This is a genomic window from Mycobacterium sp. NGS34 (assembly GCF_059812845.1).
Genome location: NZ_JCALDM010000006.1, coordinates 388,169 through 404,073 on the forward strand (window position 1 = coordinate 388,169; position 15,905 = coordinate 404,073).

Here is a 15,905-nt window from a genome sequence, read left to right on the forward strand (position 1 = left end):
GAGGTTTAACAGTGACGAACGGGTCTGGAAGAAGCGTTAAACGGACCGAGTCCAGTTATAAAGCCGACCGAATCCAGTTCATAATTGCGATAGATTCCAGATTTTTAGGTATAAATCCGACCGAATCCAGTTAATAATTCGGACCGAATCTAGTTTATTATTCCGACCCAATCCAGTTCCTAAACCCGACCATTTCCAGTGTTACGGAATCTATTTCGATGACCGACCGACTGCGGTAGCGTTTCGACTCGGTTGCTCGAATGCGATCTCGCATTATGCCTTTCCGCAGGGCTGGCGATGAAAATGAGGGTGGAATGCCATGAGCTCTCCTTTTTACATTGACCCCGCCGTCGTCCAGTGGGTGACTGCAAATCTTGACAACATCGGCGCGAACTTGGCCAGCGCCAATGCGGCGGCTGCAATTCCGACGACCGGGGTGACGGGCCCGGCGGCTGATGAGGTGTCGGCGGCGATCGCATCAGTGTTCGGCGAGGTTGGGGACGAGTATCAGGCACTGGCCGCGAAGGCAGCGGCCTTCCATGACCAGTTCACACGCACGATGGCCGCCGCCGGGGCTGCGTATTCGGGTACTGAGGCTGCCAATGCGGCCCAGATGGTGGAAGCTGCGATCCGCGCGCCGGGTGCTGCGATCAATGCGATGAGCACGGCGGCGACCGGGCGTCCGCTCATCGGTAACGGCGCGAATGGGACCTCGGGGGTGCAGGGGACTGCCGGCGGTGCCGGCGGGTGGTTGTTGGGCAATGGCGGTGCCGGCGGTAATAGCACGGGAGCGGGCAACGCGGGCGGTGCTGGCGGGGCGGCAGGCCTGATCGGTAACGGCGGGGCCGGCGGCCTCGGCGGTCCCGGCGGTGCCGGTGGTGCCGGCGGCCGCGGTGGGTGGTTGTTCGGTGTCGGCGGGGCCGGCGGTGCCGGCGGATCGGCCATTCTCGCTGGTGCGACTGGTGGTGCCGGTGGTATGGGCGGTGCCGGCGGGTTCTTCATGGGCCATGGCGGTCCCGGTGGTCCCGGAGGGGCGGGCGCCGCCGGTGCGGCCGGCACTGGTCCCGGTGTTGCCGGGAGTCCCGGTGGCTCGGGTGGTGCCGGCGGTGCCGGTGGTGCCGGCGGGCTCTTCGCGGGCACTGGCGGTGACGGCGGTACCGGCGGGCAGGGCGGCGCCGGTGGTCCCGGCGGTCTTAACGCTCCCGGCGGTACCGGCGGCATCGGCGGTCAAGGCGGCCCCGGCGGTCCCGGCGGCGTCTTGGGTGTCCAGGGTGCTCAGGGCGCACAGGGTGCTCAGGGCGCTCACGGCGCGACCGGGTAGCTATTCACCCGGTGCGGCTGTGACTTGAGTGGCTGAGGGGCCGTGTTCTGCGATGGCTGAAGGCGTGTTCGGGCGCAGCGAAGCTGAGATCGACTTACTGGTGCGTGGCAGGCGGTCGGGCGTCGCGGTGGTGGGCTTCGGCTACATCGGCACCGTGATCGGTGCGGTGCTGGCCGATCGCGGCTGGCCCGTGACAGGTATCGACGTGCGACAGGCCGTCGTTGACGAGATCAACCTGGGCAAGACCACCGTGCCTGAGCCGGGCCTCGGTGAACTCGTCGCCAACAGCGTGCGGGTCGGTCGGCTTCGCGCCACGACCGACTTTGGTGCGCTCGCGGACAACGACTTCGTCATCGTGACCGTGGGCACGCCGCTAGGCCCGGACTTCGAGCCCATCGTCGACGACATCAAGGCGGCGGCGAAGGCCGTGGGGGGGCACCTGCGTGCCGGCCACCTCGTCATCCTCAAGAGCACGGTGCCGCCGGACACCACCGAAAACCTCGTTCGGCCGATCCTTGAGGAGACCTCTGGGCTGCGGGCCGGCGTCGACTTCGGGTTGGCGTTCTGCCCCGAGCGGCTCGCCGAAGGGCAAGCCATCCGCGAGCTGACATCGATCCCCGTCGTGGTCGGTGCAGTCGACGAGCGCAGCGCCCGTGCCTGCTCCACACTGTGGCGGCACGCTCTCGGAGTGGACTCGGTCGTCGTCGACGATCCGCGGACCGCCGAGATGGTCAAGCTCGCCGACAACCTGTGGGTCGACCTCAACGTCGCGCTAGCGAACGAGCTGGCCAAGGTGTGCGACCGACTCGGGATGGACGCCCTTCAAGTGATCGAGGCGGCCAATACGATGCCCAAGGGTGGCCGCGATGCGAACATCTTGCGACCAAGCATGGGCGTCGGCGGCTACTGCCTGACCAAGGATCCGTGGTTTGTGAATCATCTGGGCCAGTCCGTCGGTCTGGACTTGGTGATCCCGCGGACTTCGAGGACCGTCAACGACACGATGCCGGCGTACACGTACGGGTTGCTCACACAGCTCCTTGCCGAGCAGGACAAGGTCATCGAGACCAGCAAGATCGCGGTTCTGGGTATCGCGTTCAAGAACAACACCGGCGACTGCCGGCTCACGCCCACCAAGCACGTCGTCGCCTTGCTCGAAGAGTCCGGTTGCCAGCTGTCGGTCCACGATCCGCGGGTACCGGACGAGGAGGCCCATACGGTGACGAAGATCCCGTTGTCTGCAGATATCGATTCAGCGGTCAAAGATGCCGACGCCCTGGTGGTCCTTGCGGGGCACCGGGAGTTCCACCAGATCCCGCTGGTGCGGCTTGCGGATCTGGCGACACCCGACTGCGTATTCCTCGACGGACGCAACAGTTTCGACCCGGCAGCGGTGCGCGCCGCCGGCTTCGTCTACAAAGGCATTGGCCGGTAGTTGGTCGGCAATGGAAAGCGATCCGTCCATAGAAACGAAGGAGCAATACGTCCAATGTCGTCGTGGGGGGCGGCTACAGCTTCATCGGATCGCATTTGGTGTCAACCCTGCCGGACCGTGGGGACACGGTGACGGTTTCGACCAGGCCAAGAAAACCGCAACATCAACATCGATTGGGATCCGGTGCACTGTTCGCCCAACAGCACGACCAATGATTTACAGCCGCTGCTATTTCGCGTGCAACCCGATCCGCGACACGCGATTGCTCTGTAAACTCTGAGCGGTGTCCAGACCAGTGACTGTGCGCGCCACGATCTGCCTGAACATGATCGTGAAAAACGAAGCCGACATCGTCACGGAGACGCTTGATTCGGTCGCTCCCTACATCAGCTCGTGGGTGATCGTCGACACCGGCTCCACCGACGGAACCCAGGACGTGATCCGCAAACACATGGCACGCCTGGGCATTCCAGGCGTGCTCTACAAACGACCATGGCGCAATTTCGGCCACAACCGCACCGAGGCACTGAGCCTCGCCCAAGGCCACGGCGACTACATCTGGGTCATCGACGCCGACGACATCGTCGTGGGCACACCCGACTTCGCGCAACTAAGCGCCGACATTTACCGCATGCGCCTCGGAGACGCCTCCTTCATCTACTGGCGCCCGCAGCTGTTCCGCGACGGGGTGCGCGTCCGCTACGAAGGCGTCGTCCACGAGACGGCCGTATGGGAGTCTGACTGCGTCGTTGGGCGCCTCGAGGGCGACTACTACGTCGAATCTCGGCGCCTCGGTGCCCGTAGTCGGGATGCGCACAAGTATGCGCGTGACCGTGACCTGTTGCTGGCCGAGGTCGAACGCAACCCCGAGGATGCGCGGGCGGTGTTCTATCTAGCGCAGAGCTACTTCGATCTCGAAGATTTCGTCAACGCGCACAAGTGGTATGAGCGACGGATCGAGATGGAGGGCCGGGAGGAGGAGGTCTATTACTCGATGCTCCGGCTCGCGGAGTCGGTGACGAGGCTCGAATGGCCGTGGCAGGTCGTCCAGGACATCTACCTACAGGCGTGGGAATTTCGACCGACCCGGGCCGAGGCGCTGTATGCCATCGCTCGGCGGTATCGCGAAGATGAGCGCTACCTGCCCGGCCACTTGTTTGCCCAGCGCGCCGCCCAAATCCCATTTCCCGATACCGACCTCTTGTTCATCGGCGCAGACGTCTACGCCTGGCGTGCCATCGACGAGCAGGCGGTGTGTGCCGCCCAGCTCGGTAAGCATGCGGAGGCGTTCATGCTATGTCGGCGCCTGCTGGCCCTCTCCGCCGTCCCCGACGTTGAGCGGCAACGGATCGCGGTCAACCGCGACGTCAGCGTGCCGTTCATGCTCGAGGCCGCGTCACCGTATCCCGACGCGCAGGTGCAGCGTCTGGCCGCCGCTCCGGGCGAGGCTAAGGTGGTCGTTAGCCTGGTCGCCGGGCCAGACCGCGGGACCACCGAGCAGGCCATCAACTCGTTTCTGAACTGCTGCCTCGATTTGCCACTGTGGTTCGGGCGCTTTCTTGTGGTCGACGCCGGCCTGTCAGCCCTCGACCGCGCGCTGCTGCGTGAGCGCTATGGGTTCCTCGAGTTTGTTGATTGCAGCCCCGGCGACGCGGCCGCCACACAGCTCGCGCGGCTTCGCGCTCAGGCGCAGGGACGGTTCTGGCTGCACCTGGGCCAGGGCTGGCGGTTCTTTGCGCCCGAGAATCTCATCACCCGCCTGATCGCGGTGCTCGAATCCGAACCGCAGGTATTCCAGGTGGGAATCAACTTCGCCGATGCGGACAAGCTGACCGGCGTCTGCGCGGCCGAGGCAGCGGTCCGCCGGGAAAGTTATGGCGGCCGCTACGTCCTCACCGATGCGGTGGCAAACGGCCCGGCGATGTTCCACACGGCACGCCTGGATCGGGCCGGCAGCATTGGAGGCAGCGACCCAGATCCCATCGCCGAACTCGGTTGGCGGGCGGCCGCTTTCGGGCTACAGACCGCCAGCCTCGACGAGGTTCTCTGCATCGCCGCAGTCCCACCCCGGCAGCGGCCCAAGGCTCCAGCCCGGGCGGCGAAGACGGCCGCAGCCCGGGCCGCGCGGCAAGCCAAGGCTCCGGCGCGGGTGGCGAAGAAGGCCGCAGTCCGGGCCGCGCGGCAAGCCAAGGCTCCGGGGCGGGTGGCGAAGAAGGCCGCAGTCCGGGCCGCGCGGCAAGCCAAGGCTCCGGGGCGGGTGGCGAAGAAGGCCGGGGTGCGTCCGGTGCAGCAGCCCAAGGCTCCGGCGCAGCAGCCCAAGGCTCTGGGGCGGGTGGCGAAGGAGGCCGCGGCCCGACCGGTGCAGCAGCAGCCCAAGGCTCCGGCGCGGGTGGCGAAGAAGGCCGCGGCGCGTCCGGTGCAGCAGCAGCCCAAGGCTCCGGGGCGGGTGGCGAAGAAGGCCGCGGCCCGACCGGTGCAGCAGCAGCCCAAAGCCTCGGCCCGGGCCGCGAAGGGACGTCGGGCGAAAACACCTTCTCAGTGAGCGGATCGAGGCTCGGCGATGTTCGATACCTATTGACTAAATGGGGTCAAGCGTAATCCTCGTGCTGTACTTTGCACCCATGCGTGTCGCGGTCGCGATCGTGTCACCTCCCTCCCACCAAGACATCAGCGGCGGAGCTTTCAACGAGATCGCCGAGGCATTGCACCACGGTCTTTTGGCGCTTGGCCATGACTCGGTGCTGACCAACCGTCTAGACCTCGACGAGCGCTGCACCATCGTGCTCGGCGGAAACCTCCTCGTCCAGTACGCATTAGCGCCACCAAAAAACCCCATCTTCTACAACCTCGAGCAACTCGGTGACGACTTGCCGTGGATGACGATGCCTGCATTCGTCGACCTTTTCCGGCACTACCCGGCGTGGGACTACAGCCAAGCCAACATCGAGTACCTCGCGGCCCTGGGGCTGCCCCGACCAACCTACGTTCCGATCGGATACGTCCCCGAGCTGACACGGATCGCCCCAGCCGCCGAGGACATCGACGTCCTGTTCTACGGCGCGCTCAACGGACGCCGATACGCCGTTCTCAGGGATCTGCACGACCGCGGTCTTCGCGTCAAATGGCTGTCGGCGGTCTATGGCGCGAGCCGTGATGCCTGGATCGCACGCTCGAAGGTCGTCCTCAACATCCACTACTGGGAAGCGAAAATCTTTGAAATCACGCGTGTTTCGTACCTGCTCGCCAATAGACGCGCAGTGGTCTCCGAGCGTGGTGCCGATCCCACAGTGGAGCGCGACCTAGAGTCGGGCATCGCGTTCGCCAACTACGACGAACTGGTCGATCGCTGTGTGGAGCTCGTCGGGGACGAGCGCGCGCGACGCGACCTCGCCGAGCGGGGCTACCAGGCTTTCTCTGCTCGCGACCAGGCGGCGATCGTGGACCGCGCGCTGTCAGAAGGCCTCGAGGGTGAGACCCACCAGACCGCTGCGCGCGATGCCCCGCGGATCCCTTCGCGCCACGAAGGCAAAGACCGCAGCGCAGATGATCAGCTCCGCGACCGCCAACTGTTCACCCACAGCCTGTTCATGCATAAGGCTGCGCAGGAGCGCGATTGGTTGCTGGACAAGGTTAAACGCAACCCCGAGGATGTGCGGTCGGTCTTTTTCCTGGCCGAGACCTGCTCGCGTATGGAGGATTTCGACGACGCGCGCCGGTGGTGTGAGCGGCGGGTCGAGATGGGCGGCTGCGATGAGGAGGTCTACTGGGCGATGTATCGGCTCGCGGAGTCGATGTCGAACCTCGGCGAGCCGTGGCCGGATGTTGAGGAGGCCTATCTCAAGGCGTGGGAGTTTCGGCCGACGCGCGCTGAGGCGTTGCATGCCATCGCCTTTCGGTATCGCGTCGAGCAGTGCTACAAGTCCGCGTACCTGTATGCCCAGCGCGCCGCCGAGATCCCCTTTCCCGAAGAGGACCTCTTTGTTCCCAGATACGCGAACGTCTACGCGTGGCGCGCAAGCGATGAGCAGGCGGTGTGCGCATCCTGGATCGGTAAGCACGATGAGGCATTTACCCTGTGTCGGCGCCTGCTGGCCCGGCCCGACCTGCCCGAGCCTGATCGGCAACGGATTGCGGCCAACCGCGATTTTTCGGTGCCGGCCATGCTCGAGGCGGCCGCAGCGTACCCCGAAGCCCTGGTTCAGTCCGTGGCCGCAGGTCCCGCTGAGGGGTTCGAGGTCACCGTTAGCCTGATCGCCGGACCAGATCGCGTGACCACCGAGCAGGCCATCAACTCGTTTCTGAACTGCTGCCTCGATGTGTCACGCGTCGGGCGCTTCCTGGTGCTCGATGCGGGCCTGTCCGCTCCCGACCGTGCACAGCTGCGGAAACGTTACGAATTTCTCAAGTTCGCCCGTCGCAGATCCGGCGACAAGCCCGCCGCCCATCTGGCGCAGCTGCGCGCTCAGATCGACGGACGGTTCTGGCTGCATCTGGGCGGGGGCTGGCGGTTTTTCGCCCCCGAGAACTACATCACCCGCCTGACCGCGGTGCTCGACGCCGAACCACAGGTGTTTCAGGTGGGTATTAACTTCGAAGATGCGGCCAAGCTGACCGGCGCCAGCGCCGCCGAGCGGACGGTGCTCCGAACTCCCGACGCCGGCCGCTACGTGCTCACCGATGCGATGGCCAGTGGCCCGGCGATATTCGACACCACTCGCCTGGATCGAGCCGGCGGTGAGCAAAACAGCGACACCGATCCGCCCGCCCCGCGTGGACGACTGGCCGCCGACGCCGGGCGGTGCACCGCCAGTCTCGACGAAGTGCTCTGCATCTCAGGTCTGTACCTCTAGGTCTACCCGGGGCTTCGCCCCAACCCGACGAGTCATGTTGAGAGTCAACGATATTGTTAAGACCATTCCGATCAGGTGGCGCGTGGCTGATGATGAGTCGAGCGCGACGTGTTGGCGGCGCTGCGTTCGATGCGCTGCGAAATCGCCGCTCCGGCGGCCGCCCGTAAGGTCGACGGGCACCTCGCCGCCACGCCCATAACGGTCGTTCGGGCGCAACATCAGCGTGGTGTCCGCGCACGAGGAGGCGCTTCGGGTGTTCGGCAGCGGACGGGAGTCGGCGCTGTCCCAGCTGCCGATGCTCGTGATGATGGTCCTGTTCACTACGGTCGGGCTGTGGATCCTGGCGCAGCCGATTCAGGCGGCCGCCGTAGTCCTGCCGGCCGGACACTAGTGTCGCGCGAGCAGGCGCTTTTCGTATTCGTCCAACATCAATGCGCCATACGCGGCGTTCGCATGTGTCGCATCCTCGGCCCAATACTCGGGCCGCAGGTACCCCTCTTCGGTCATCGCCGATGCGCTCACCGGCCAGAATTCGACCGCGTGGCGCTCGGCGGTCTCGCGCATCATCTGCTGGACCAACCACCACAGCTTCAGGCGGAGGTATGCGGGCGCGAGCTGCGCCTTATCGGGATGCAAGCCGCGGTCCGAGGCCAGCTTGGCGAAGAAATCGGCATGGACCTGCATGCCGCGCCGGATGGCTTCGTTGTCCGCTTTCGGGGGTGGAGTACCCAGGACGATCGGCCGCGGCCCGCCGGTATCCAGCATCCGTGTCAGGAGTACCTCGAGGGGGGGCATCGAAGGCTGAAACACTTCGCGGACCTGCAGCTCGGGGACGAGATCGCCCCCCTCGTCCATGACCAGCCCGGGGTGCGACGCCAAAGCAAAATCAAACGGCTTCTCGAGGAACATGAAATGTGCGTGCTGATTGCCCTGCCAGCAGACAGCAACGCGGAAAGTCTTGGCCAGCCCGACGACCGCGTCCCAGTAACCCAGATTCTCCGGGCTGCCCCCGATCACCATGAATCCCCGGCCTTCGTCGATGGGTTTCATCTCGTAGTCGTCGGGTGGGTGGTTGAATTGCCCGCCGTAGCACCAGCTGTGGGAATGGCCGACGATCAGCAACTGCACACTGCGCGGCGTTCTCGGCGCATCACCCATGCTGGCTCCGCTGGAACAACTGATTCATCCCCTTTCGTCCGCGGATGCTCATGCCGAAATGTCCTTCAGGCGCCCCTTGAACTCGTCCGACGAGACAAACAGCTTAACGAGGTCGATCACCGACATGCCGCGTGCGGCACCGGTCCAGACCTCCAGCTCGCTTTCCCCAGGTGAGCGCGCCAGCAGCTCAGAATAAAGCGTCCGGATAGTCTCTTCCGCGACGTCGCCGGCCGGCTCGGTCGGGATGTCGGCCATCGACTCCTCGCATTCCACCTGGCTCAGCATCCGTGAGAGCCGGCGCGCGGCGTCTCCCTCTTCGCGCGGCGCGTTCAGCACGCGTGTGGCCTCGTCCGGGGCTTCGCATGCCGCAAGGAATGCAGTCATTACGGTGGCGATGGCCTCCTGTGTGACAGTGCGCCGATCGGCCTCCAAGTAAGCATCCGGGGCTTGTGGCCCTGTGACGATCTCGAAGGCCGGAAAGTAGGAGACGAAGGCGTGGCGTCTCACGATTTCGTCCGCGGACGCCCGTAGGACGGCCTTACTGTAGGTGGAAGACGGGAGCACGTGCTTCCCAGTTGCGGTGGCCACCAACGGCACCGGCGAGACCGTGAGAATTACGCGAACCCCGCGATTCAACGCGCAAAGCTCGGTGACGAATGCGTCGAGATCCGAGGTGACCTCGTCCACTGAAAAGTTGACGAACGCATGGAGCGTCTCGTCGAACGTGCCGGCAATCGTCCCGGGACACGCGGGAAAAACTGCCCCGTCGAGCCGCGAGACCCACGCTTCGGTCAAGCCGAGCGTGAAGATGAAGACCTTGGCCTCCTCGAACACCCGCCGAACCGCGCGCAGATGCTGGGCACCGAGCAGGTCGAACTCGCGGTCGGTGAGCGCGTGATAGCGAAGTCCGGGACGGAAGGGGTCGATCACGCCGGTATCCGTGTGCCAGCGGTCTTCCGCCGGTCTGAAGGATCCGACGCAGCGGCGCAGGAGCTGAAGTAACTGCCGCGGCGTGTAGATATTGCCGTACGCTGCGCTGAAGTTCTCGTAGCCGAGGTTCTCCGGCGGAACATATGAGAATGCGGGGTTACGCCTCTCGGTCCGAAGGTATTCGAACCCCGCACGCTCAAGGAACGGCACCAGGTTAGAGGCGAAACAACTTCCGGCCGACGCAACAGATTCACCCGGTCGGATCAGCGGCCCATCATGATCCGCGAGTTGGCAGACGTCGAAACCCGAAGATACGGATCGACTCCAGAAGGAGCGGTCCGGCGCGTTCTGGTACGGATGCATGATATTCCTCCACGACCGGATCGGACAGATCGATCAAGACCTCGCCGACGATCTCAGGCGCGGGCGCCCGAAATATTCGTAATCCAGCGCTCGACCAGCATCCAGAGCGTACGACAGGAAAAACACAAATGCGGTTGTTTGCGCCTCGGCCTATCGACGGCATCACGCACGCGCGTCTCGGTCATGCTGCCGACGTTGAATGCCTCGCCGATCGCCGCGTCGCTGTCGGCCGCGAGCAACGTGCCGGCGATGGCGTCGTCGACGTAGGTGAAGCACCCTGTTTGGTTACCCCAGTCGTACAGCAACGGCTGGATGCTGTTGAGGATCCGAAGAATGCTTTGCGAGATCACGAAGATCGGATTCTGGCGTGGCCCATACACGTTGAAGGAACGCGGCACCGTCACCGGCAACCCGTAGGATCCAATCAGGCCACCACGTCAACTCCGCGGAACATGCGGACTAGCGCTTGAAAACGAATATGATGAATCAATGCGCTCCCCAGTATTTATTCTCGGGTCCGTGCGCTCCGGCACGAGCGCGATTGCCGACGTGCTGCGGCATATCGGCTACGAAGGCTGGGGAGAGGGGCACTTTCTCTCCTTAATCCACTACACCGAAATCGCAGTCGATCAACACTTTGTGAGGTTTGCACACCCTCCCGACCCAGAGACGATGCTGGGAAACATCGACAATCGCGATCTGAAGCGCAGGCTCTTCGAGATTTTTCGGACGTTGGTGAACGAGCTGAATTATCCAAATCCGAAAAATCCGTGGTTCGACAAGACACCGGACCCGGGGATGATTGAGGCGAGCCCGGTGGTCCGGGAACTTTGGCCGGACTCGGTTTTTGTTTTCGTCAAGCGGCGCGGCATTGAAAACGTAATCTCGCGCGTGAAAAAGTTTCCCGGTGAGTCGTTCGAAAACCACTGTGCCGGTTGGGCCGGAAGCATGGCCACGTGGCGGAGGATTCGGCAGCAGTTACCGCCGGGATGTTTCATTGAGGTCGAGCAGCGAGACATGATTCACCGACCGGCGCTCACGACTCGAAGTTTGTGTGCATTTCTGGAGGGGAACGAGAGCACGGTTCCCGCCAAGCGGATTGCGACGTTCTGGCGTGACGTCGCTTGCAAAGTTATGAGTACTCCTGGCTCCCAGGAGAGCGAAAAAGGAAGCGCCTACAAGACATTGTCGCTCGCTGAATCGGGCTGGACCGTAGAACAGACGAAGACGTTTCTCAAATATTGCGAGAGCGAAATGAGGGAATGGGGCTACACCATGGATGAGCATTACAGGCTCTTCCCAGACGAGGGTGTAGACGCAGCCACGTCGCCGCCAGGGTAGGCGTCGCGTCGAGGTCTCCCGACGCTTGCCCTGATCTGACCACGTTTTGCCCCCTTGACGAGCTCGATCTGCAGGTGGCCGGACAACGCCTGCAACCTGATCGAGCGGTGATGGGGTGCCGAATCGCCGACGGTCGACGCGCGGGTCCCTGAGGGGTCGAGATGCTCAACACCGCCAACGCTGATACATGGCGATCGACCCCAGTGGCCTCACTCATAAAGGCAGCTGGGGTCACCGAAATCACCAAGTTGGGGGATATGTCCAAATAGCCACCGGAACCCGGCTGACCCTATACGGTGTTGGCCGAACGACTGCTTCAGCAGGAAGGGGGCGGATCGCGTGCTTACGCCGAGGACGATGCGACGCCCGAATGTCCTTGAGTATTCCACTCTGTCTAGGTCACTCACGGCGCCGACGGAGGTTACCTTATGACCATTGTCAAGGGCGCCGGCAAGAAAGCTCCGACAGGCCAAAGTCCGCCGAAGGTACGCGCGGCAACGTCGCCTTCGAAGCGAGCTGAGCCAGTCAGCGCGACACTCGGGCCGCCCCAGTTGCGAACGTCTTGGCCGGTTTCCTCCCATGCTGCCTCGGAAGATTTTGATGAGTCAGCCTATCTCTCAGCGTTTCCGGACGTCGCAAGATCCATCAAGGAGGGACAGTTTCCTTCGGCATTACGCCACTATGAAACTTTTGGTATGCATGAGAGCCGTCTTACGGATCCTCGTTATGAGGCAGCCGTTCGCGCCGACACCGCCGGATTTCCCGCAGGCAACGTGGATAAAATCTTCGGTTGCAAAGACGGGCAATACCTGGTTTTGGGCTGGGTAAACGACGACGAACAGGAACCCGTCGGCCAACTCAGCAAACTGATGGTGCGGAACGCCCTAGGTTTGCGTGCTTCAACGACGGTTTTCTACCGGTACATCCGCGACGACGTCACAAGGTATCTGAAACTGCCGGAGCACCGAAGGCTCGCGTTCTGGGCGATTGTAGTGATCGAAAGGCCCGAAACCATGAGGGCACCGGCCGAAGTGACCATCTCGGTAGGAGCCGAGCGCAAAACATTCGAGTGTCAAATCTGCCCGGTGGACGAGGAACGCTTCAGAGAACTTGCTCTCGACCATCTGGCCATGACTCAAACTGTCGGGCACGCTCCCGTGGAGACCTTTCGTTACCTGGACAGCGGATTAGGAAGTTCCCTGATCGCGTTGAGTCTTAAGATTTCGAGGCGGATCGCCCTGGGCGCACAGACGGTTCAGATTGGCGCGGCGCCGATTCGACCGAAAGCATCAATCATCGTATGTCTGTTCGGCAAGCCGGAATTGCTTACGATTCAGTGTGCGCTCTTCTCCAAGTGCCGTGGCATCGAAAACTACGAATTTATCTATGTCTCGAATAGTCCCGAGATGGCAGACCTGCTGATCAAGAACGCTACTATCGCGAACCGGATCTATGGAATGCCTATCACCCTAATTCTTATGCCGGGCAACGCGGGATTTGGCGTCGCCTATAACACTGCGGCCAACGCCGCGCGCAGTGCTCGCCTTCTGATAGTAAACCCAGACATTTTTCCGATGGATCCGGAATGGCCGCTACAGCATAGCCGGATCGTGAACGATCTGCCCCCGGAGCAAGTTGCGCTGTTTGGCGCACCCCTGTATTACGACGACGGCTCGTTGATGCATGGGGGTATGTATTTTGAAGTGGACGTCGAATTTTCTTTTCGGGATAACCAAGCTACGCGCTGCGAGATGCTCAGAGTGGAACACTACGGCAAGGGAGCGCCGCCGCACACGAACCCTTTTCTTGTCTCACGCCCGGTTCCAGGCGTGACCGGGGCCTTCATGTCTGTCGAACGCGAATGGTTCGAGTCGTTGGGGGGTTTCTCGCCGGAATACATGTTCACACAATTCGAGGATGCTGACCTCTGCCTCAAGAGCTTCAGCGCCGGGAAGCCGGCTTGGATGCATTACCTGCCGTTTGTGCATTTCGAGGGCAAGGGGTCTGTGTACCGTCCAGTTCACGTAAGCGGACGTCTGGTGAATCGATGGCATTTCACCAAACTGTGGGGGGAAACCGTGAAGAAGAGCCTCCACGGTCCTGCGTCACAAGCTTTCTCGACTCCGGCTCACCGCTGAGCACTCACTCACCTGGAACAAGAGGAGGAGGGAATGACCAAGACGGAGGACAACGCCAAAGTTCTCATTGTCAGCCACCTGCATCCCGAATTGAACCGGGGCGGTTCGCAGCGGATCGCGTATGAAATATTCCAGGGGTTGCAGCACGAACCAGGCATCGAACCGGTGCTTCTGGCTTCAACCGATAGCGCGTATCCGGCTTTGTATAAAGCCGGAGCCTGTATCACTGGCTTCGACCAGCGGCCGAACGAATTCTTGTTCCTATCGGCTGAATACGACTTTACCTGGTATCGGACATCATCGGTCCGTCTGATCGATGCCTACTGCGAATTTCTTGACACCATTCGACCTGATATCGTTCATTTTCATCATTTCCTGAGTTTTGGCATTGATATCCTCACCTTGACCAGGCGCGTTCTTCCCAATGCGCGCATTGTCTTCACATTTCACGAATTTATCGCCATCTGCAACGCGAATGGACACATGGTGCGACTGAGCGATCAAGCGCTGTGCTCACAAGCGAGCTCCGTTCGTTGCCATCAGTGCTTCCCCCACCTTCCGCCCGAACACTTTTCGTTACGGAAGATGTGGTTCATGCGCCACCTGCAGGATGTGGACGTTTTTACTTGTCCGCGCAGATCCATGGTGGACCGCTATGTAGCGTGGGGAATCGATGCGAGAAAGATCCGTCACGTACCGAACGGTCAGTCGATAGGTCAACCTGCCTGCGCTCGCGGTTCAAAGCTTCCCGCTTCTGACAGTCCAAAGAACCGCTTCGGCTTCTTTGGACAGATGGTCGACGTCAAGGGTATTCAAATAATCCTCCGTGCGGTGGCAATCCTTCGGGAGCAGGGCTTCACAGACTTCAAGGTTGAGTTGAACGGCGACAACCTCCGCTATGGAACGTCGGCGCTCGCAAAGGAAATCGAAGATTTCTTCGCCGAAGAGAATGAGCGGCCCTTTGCGGAGCGAATCGTCCACAACAATGGTGCCTATCCAATAGATCAACTGGCTAGCCGAATGGCACGCGTTGACTGGACCATTGTGCCTTCCCTCTGGGAAGAGGGTTTTCCGGTCGTGCTATTGGAGGCGGCGGCGTTCCGCCGCCCGGTCATCTGTTCCGATATTGGGGCGATGGCCGAGCACGTGACCGATGACGTCGATGGCATCCATTTTACTCGGGGCGACCCCGACGCCCTCGCCGCAGTCATTCTGAGAGCCTCTACGCAAACAGGCCTTTGGGAACGCCTTTCCGGCGCGATTCCTGAACCGCCATCTCTGGCGGGAATGATAGCGGGGTTCCTCGACGTTTACGGCCTCAAACAAAAGCCAAACGGCTCATTAGTACGGCGACCGGTCGGCCGGGAAAAGGTTGCAAAAACATCTGACGCACCAATGAAAGCGCAAAGACCATCCCGCCGTCCGGCACGGGTATCGAATTCGAGATAACGACCGATCGATGATCAAGGTGGTGCCAGACAGGTGACGGTGTACCAAGGATGCGGCCGCGGCACAGTGGTCCAGCGATACCTCAATCTGCTCGAGGCAGCGCTGACCGGCATGCTTATCGAAGATGCACCGGACGATTGGCGGCCGCCGGGCATCGAGTTCAATCCGCACCTGCGCCTTTTGGGAGGGGACTGGCCGTCACTCGCCTGCTCAATGATCGGCGGCGTTCGCATGCGAAATTTGCGCTACGCGTGCGAGACCGTAATGCTGGATGGCGTCCCCGGTGACTTCATCGAAACCGGCGTTTGGCGAGGCGGCGCCTGCATCATGATGAAGGGCATTTTGGAGGCCTATGGCGACGACACGCGGTGTGTCTTCCTGGCCGACATCTTTGACGGGAATTTCCCGGAGGATCCGGGCTCCCAGCCTGAATTTTATGACAAGCTCGTGGTGCCTCGCGCGCAGGTCGAGCGCAATTTCCGTCGTTTCGGATTACTCGACGAGCGGGTCGTCTTCCTTGAGGGTTGGTTCAAGGACACGTTGCCAGACGCTCCGATCGATCAATTGGCTGTATTGCGGCTTGACGGTGATAGATACGACTCAACAATGGAGGCATTGGATGCGCTTTATCACAAGGTGTCGTATGGCGGCTTCGTGATCGTGGACGATTTTGGCCTAGAGCATGGCGGATGCGCGCTGGCCGTCCACGATTTCCGTAAACGCTACGCAATCGGATCGCCCATACTGCCGATCGACGGAATGGGTATCTACTGGCGTGTCGACCACGACCCGATACGATAATTTTGCGCGCCGATCGCCACCGTGCGTCCGTATTGAGGCGGAAAGTCGTAGGGCCGAAGGCCTACCCGACTCCTCCCGTCTGCTCCCCGATCAGGTGTGCATTCTTTGGGCGACGCCAG

General features: G+C 62.1%; 12 protein-coding genes. 9 read left to right on the forward strand and 3 right to left on the reverse strand.

Annotation, left to right across the window (positions count from 1 at the left end; translation table 11 throughout):
• Positions 1-319 precede the first annotated feature (319 nt).
• The 5 genes from AC5Y7V_RS18005 (at position 320) to AC5Y7V_RS18025 (ending at position 7,997) form a co-directional block, all read left to right on the forward strand.
• Positions 320-1,321, forward strand: a complete 1,002-nt coding sequence (locus AC5Y7V_RS18005) for a PE family protein (RefSeq protein ID WP_081665517.1) — start codon at positions 320-322, stop codon at positions 1,319-1,321.
• A 52-nt stretch (positions 1,322-1,373) separates the two neighbouring features.
• Positions 1,374-2,756 carry a nucleotide sugar dehydrogenase gene (locus tag AC5Y7V_RS18010; protein WP_499881366.1) on the forward strand — a complete coding sequence of 461 codons (1,383 nt, stop codon included), beginning with the start codon at positions 1,374-1,376 and terminating at the stop codon, positions 2,754-2,756.
• Positions 2,757-3,057: 301 nt separating this feature from the next.
• Complete coding sequence (locus tag AC5Y7V_RS18015; RefSeq protein ID WP_499881367.1) at positions 3,058-5,298, forward strand: tetratricopeptide repeat-containing glycosyltransferase; 2,241 nt, start codon at positions 3,058-3,060, stop codon at positions 5,296-5,298.
• A 79-nt stretch (positions 5,299-5,377) separates the two neighbouring features.
• A complete protein-coding gene (locus AC5Y7V_RS18020) occupies positions 5,378-7,606 on the forward strand; it encodes a hypothetical protein (RefSeq protein WP_499881368.1) in 2,229 nt (742 codons plus the stop codon).
• Between the two features lie 226 nt (positions 7,607-7,832).
• On the forward strand, positions 7,833-7,997 hold the full coding sequence (locus AC5Y7V_RS18025) for a hypothetical protein (RefSeq protein WP_499881369.1): 165 nt from the start codon (positions 7,833-7,835) through the stop codon (positions 7,995-7,997).
• Here the strand turns inward: AC5Y7V_RS18025 and AC5Y7V_RS18030 are convergent.
• From AC5Y7V_RS18030 to AC5Y7V_RS18040, 3 genes are read right to left on the reverse strand one after another with little or no spacing between them, the layout of a single operon-like run.
• Complete coding sequence (locus AC5Y7V_RS18030; protein ID WP_499881370.1) at positions 7,994-8,764, reverse strand: hypothetical protein; 771 nt, start codon at positions 8,762-8,764, stop codon at positions 7,994-7,996. The two genes, AC5Y7V_RS18025 and AC5Y7V_RS18030, sit on opposite strands and share 4 nt — an antisense overlap.
• A gap of 48 nt (positions 8,765-8,812) precedes the next feature.
• The gene (locus tag AC5Y7V_RS18035) at positions 8,813-10,057 is read right to left on the reverse strand and encodes a GSCFA domain-containing protein (RefSeq protein ID WP_499881371.1); all 1,245 of its coding nucleotides are present in this window, start codon (positions 10,055-10,057) and stop codon (positions 8,813-8,815) included.
• Between the two features lie 53 nt (positions 10,058-10,110).
• A complete protein-coding gene (locus AC5Y7V_RS18040; protein ID WP_499881372.1) occupies positions 10,111-10,467 on the reverse strand; it encodes an NAD-dependent epimerase/dehydratase family protein in 357 nt (118 codons plus the stop codon).
• Positions 10,468-10,546: 79 nt separating this feature from the next.
• On the opposite strand from AC5Y7V_RS18040, the gene AC5Y7V_RS18045 reads away from it, so the two are divergent.
• The 4 genes from AC5Y7V_RS18045 (at position 10,547) to AC5Y7V_RS18060 (ending at position 15,786) form a co-directional block, all read left to right on the forward strand.
• Positions 10,547-11,398 carry a sulfotransferase family protein gene (locus AC5Y7V_RS18045; RefSeq protein ID WP_499881373.1) on the forward strand — a complete coding sequence of 284 codons (852 nt, stop codon included), beginning with the start codon at positions 10,547-10,549 and terminating at the stop codon, positions 11,396-11,398.
• Positions 11,399-11,826: 428 nt separating this feature from the next.
• A complete protein-coding gene (locus tag AC5Y7V_RS18050) occupies positions 11,827-13,536 on the forward strand; it encodes a glycosyltransferase family protein (protein WP_499881374.1) in 1,710 nt (569 codons plus the stop codon).
• A 33-nt stretch (positions 13,537-13,569) separates the two neighbouring features.
• Complete coding sequence (locus tag AC5Y7V_RS18055) at positions 13,570-14,985, forward strand: glycosyltransferase (RefSeq protein ID WP_499881375.1); 1,416 nt, start codon at positions 13,570-13,572, stop codon at positions 14,983-14,985.
• A gap of 33 nt (positions 14,986-15,018) precedes the next feature.
• Positions 15,019-15,786 (forward strand): TylF/MycF/NovP-related O-methyltransferase, encoded by a 768-nt coding sequence (locus tag AC5Y7V_RS18060; protein ID WP_499881376.1) that lies wholly within the window; start codon positions 15,019-15,021, stop codon positions 15,784-15,786.
• Positions 15,787-15,905: the final 119 nt, after the last annotated feature.

Coding starts and splice junctions, on each gene's coding strand:
- AC5Y7V_RS18005 (WP_081665517.1), top strand. CDS start 320: ATGAGCTCTCCTTTTTACATTGACCCCGCCGTCGTCCAGTGGGTGACT.
- AC5Y7V_RS18010 (WP_499881366.1), top strand. CDS start 1,374: ATGGCTGAAGGCGTGTTCGGGCGCAGCGAAGCTGAGATCGACTTACTG.
- AC5Y7V_RS18020 (WP_499881368.1), top strand. CDS start 5,378: ATGCGTGTCGCGGTCGCGATCGTGTCACCTCCCTCCCACCAAGACATC.
- AC5Y7V_RS18030 (WP_499881370.1), bottom strand. CDS start 8,764: ATGGGTGATGCGCCGAGAACGCCGCGCAGTGTGCAGTTGCTGATCGTC.
- AC5Y7V_RS18035 (WP_499881371.1), bottom strand. CDS start 10,057: ATGCATCCGTACCAGAACGCGCCGGACCGCTCCTTCTGGAGTCGATCC.
- AC5Y7V_RS18045 (WP_499881373.1), top strand. CDS start 10,547: ATGCGCTCCCCAGTATTTATTCTCGGGTCCGTGCGCTCCGGCACGAGC.
- AC5Y7V_RS18050 (WP_499881374.1), top strand. CDS start 11,827: ATGACCATTGTCAAGGGCGCCGGCAAGAAAGCTCCGACAGGCCAAAGT.
- AC5Y7V_RS18055 (WP_499881375.1), top strand. CDS start 13,570: ATGACCAAGACGGAGGACAACGCCAAAGTTCTCATTGTCAGCCACCTG.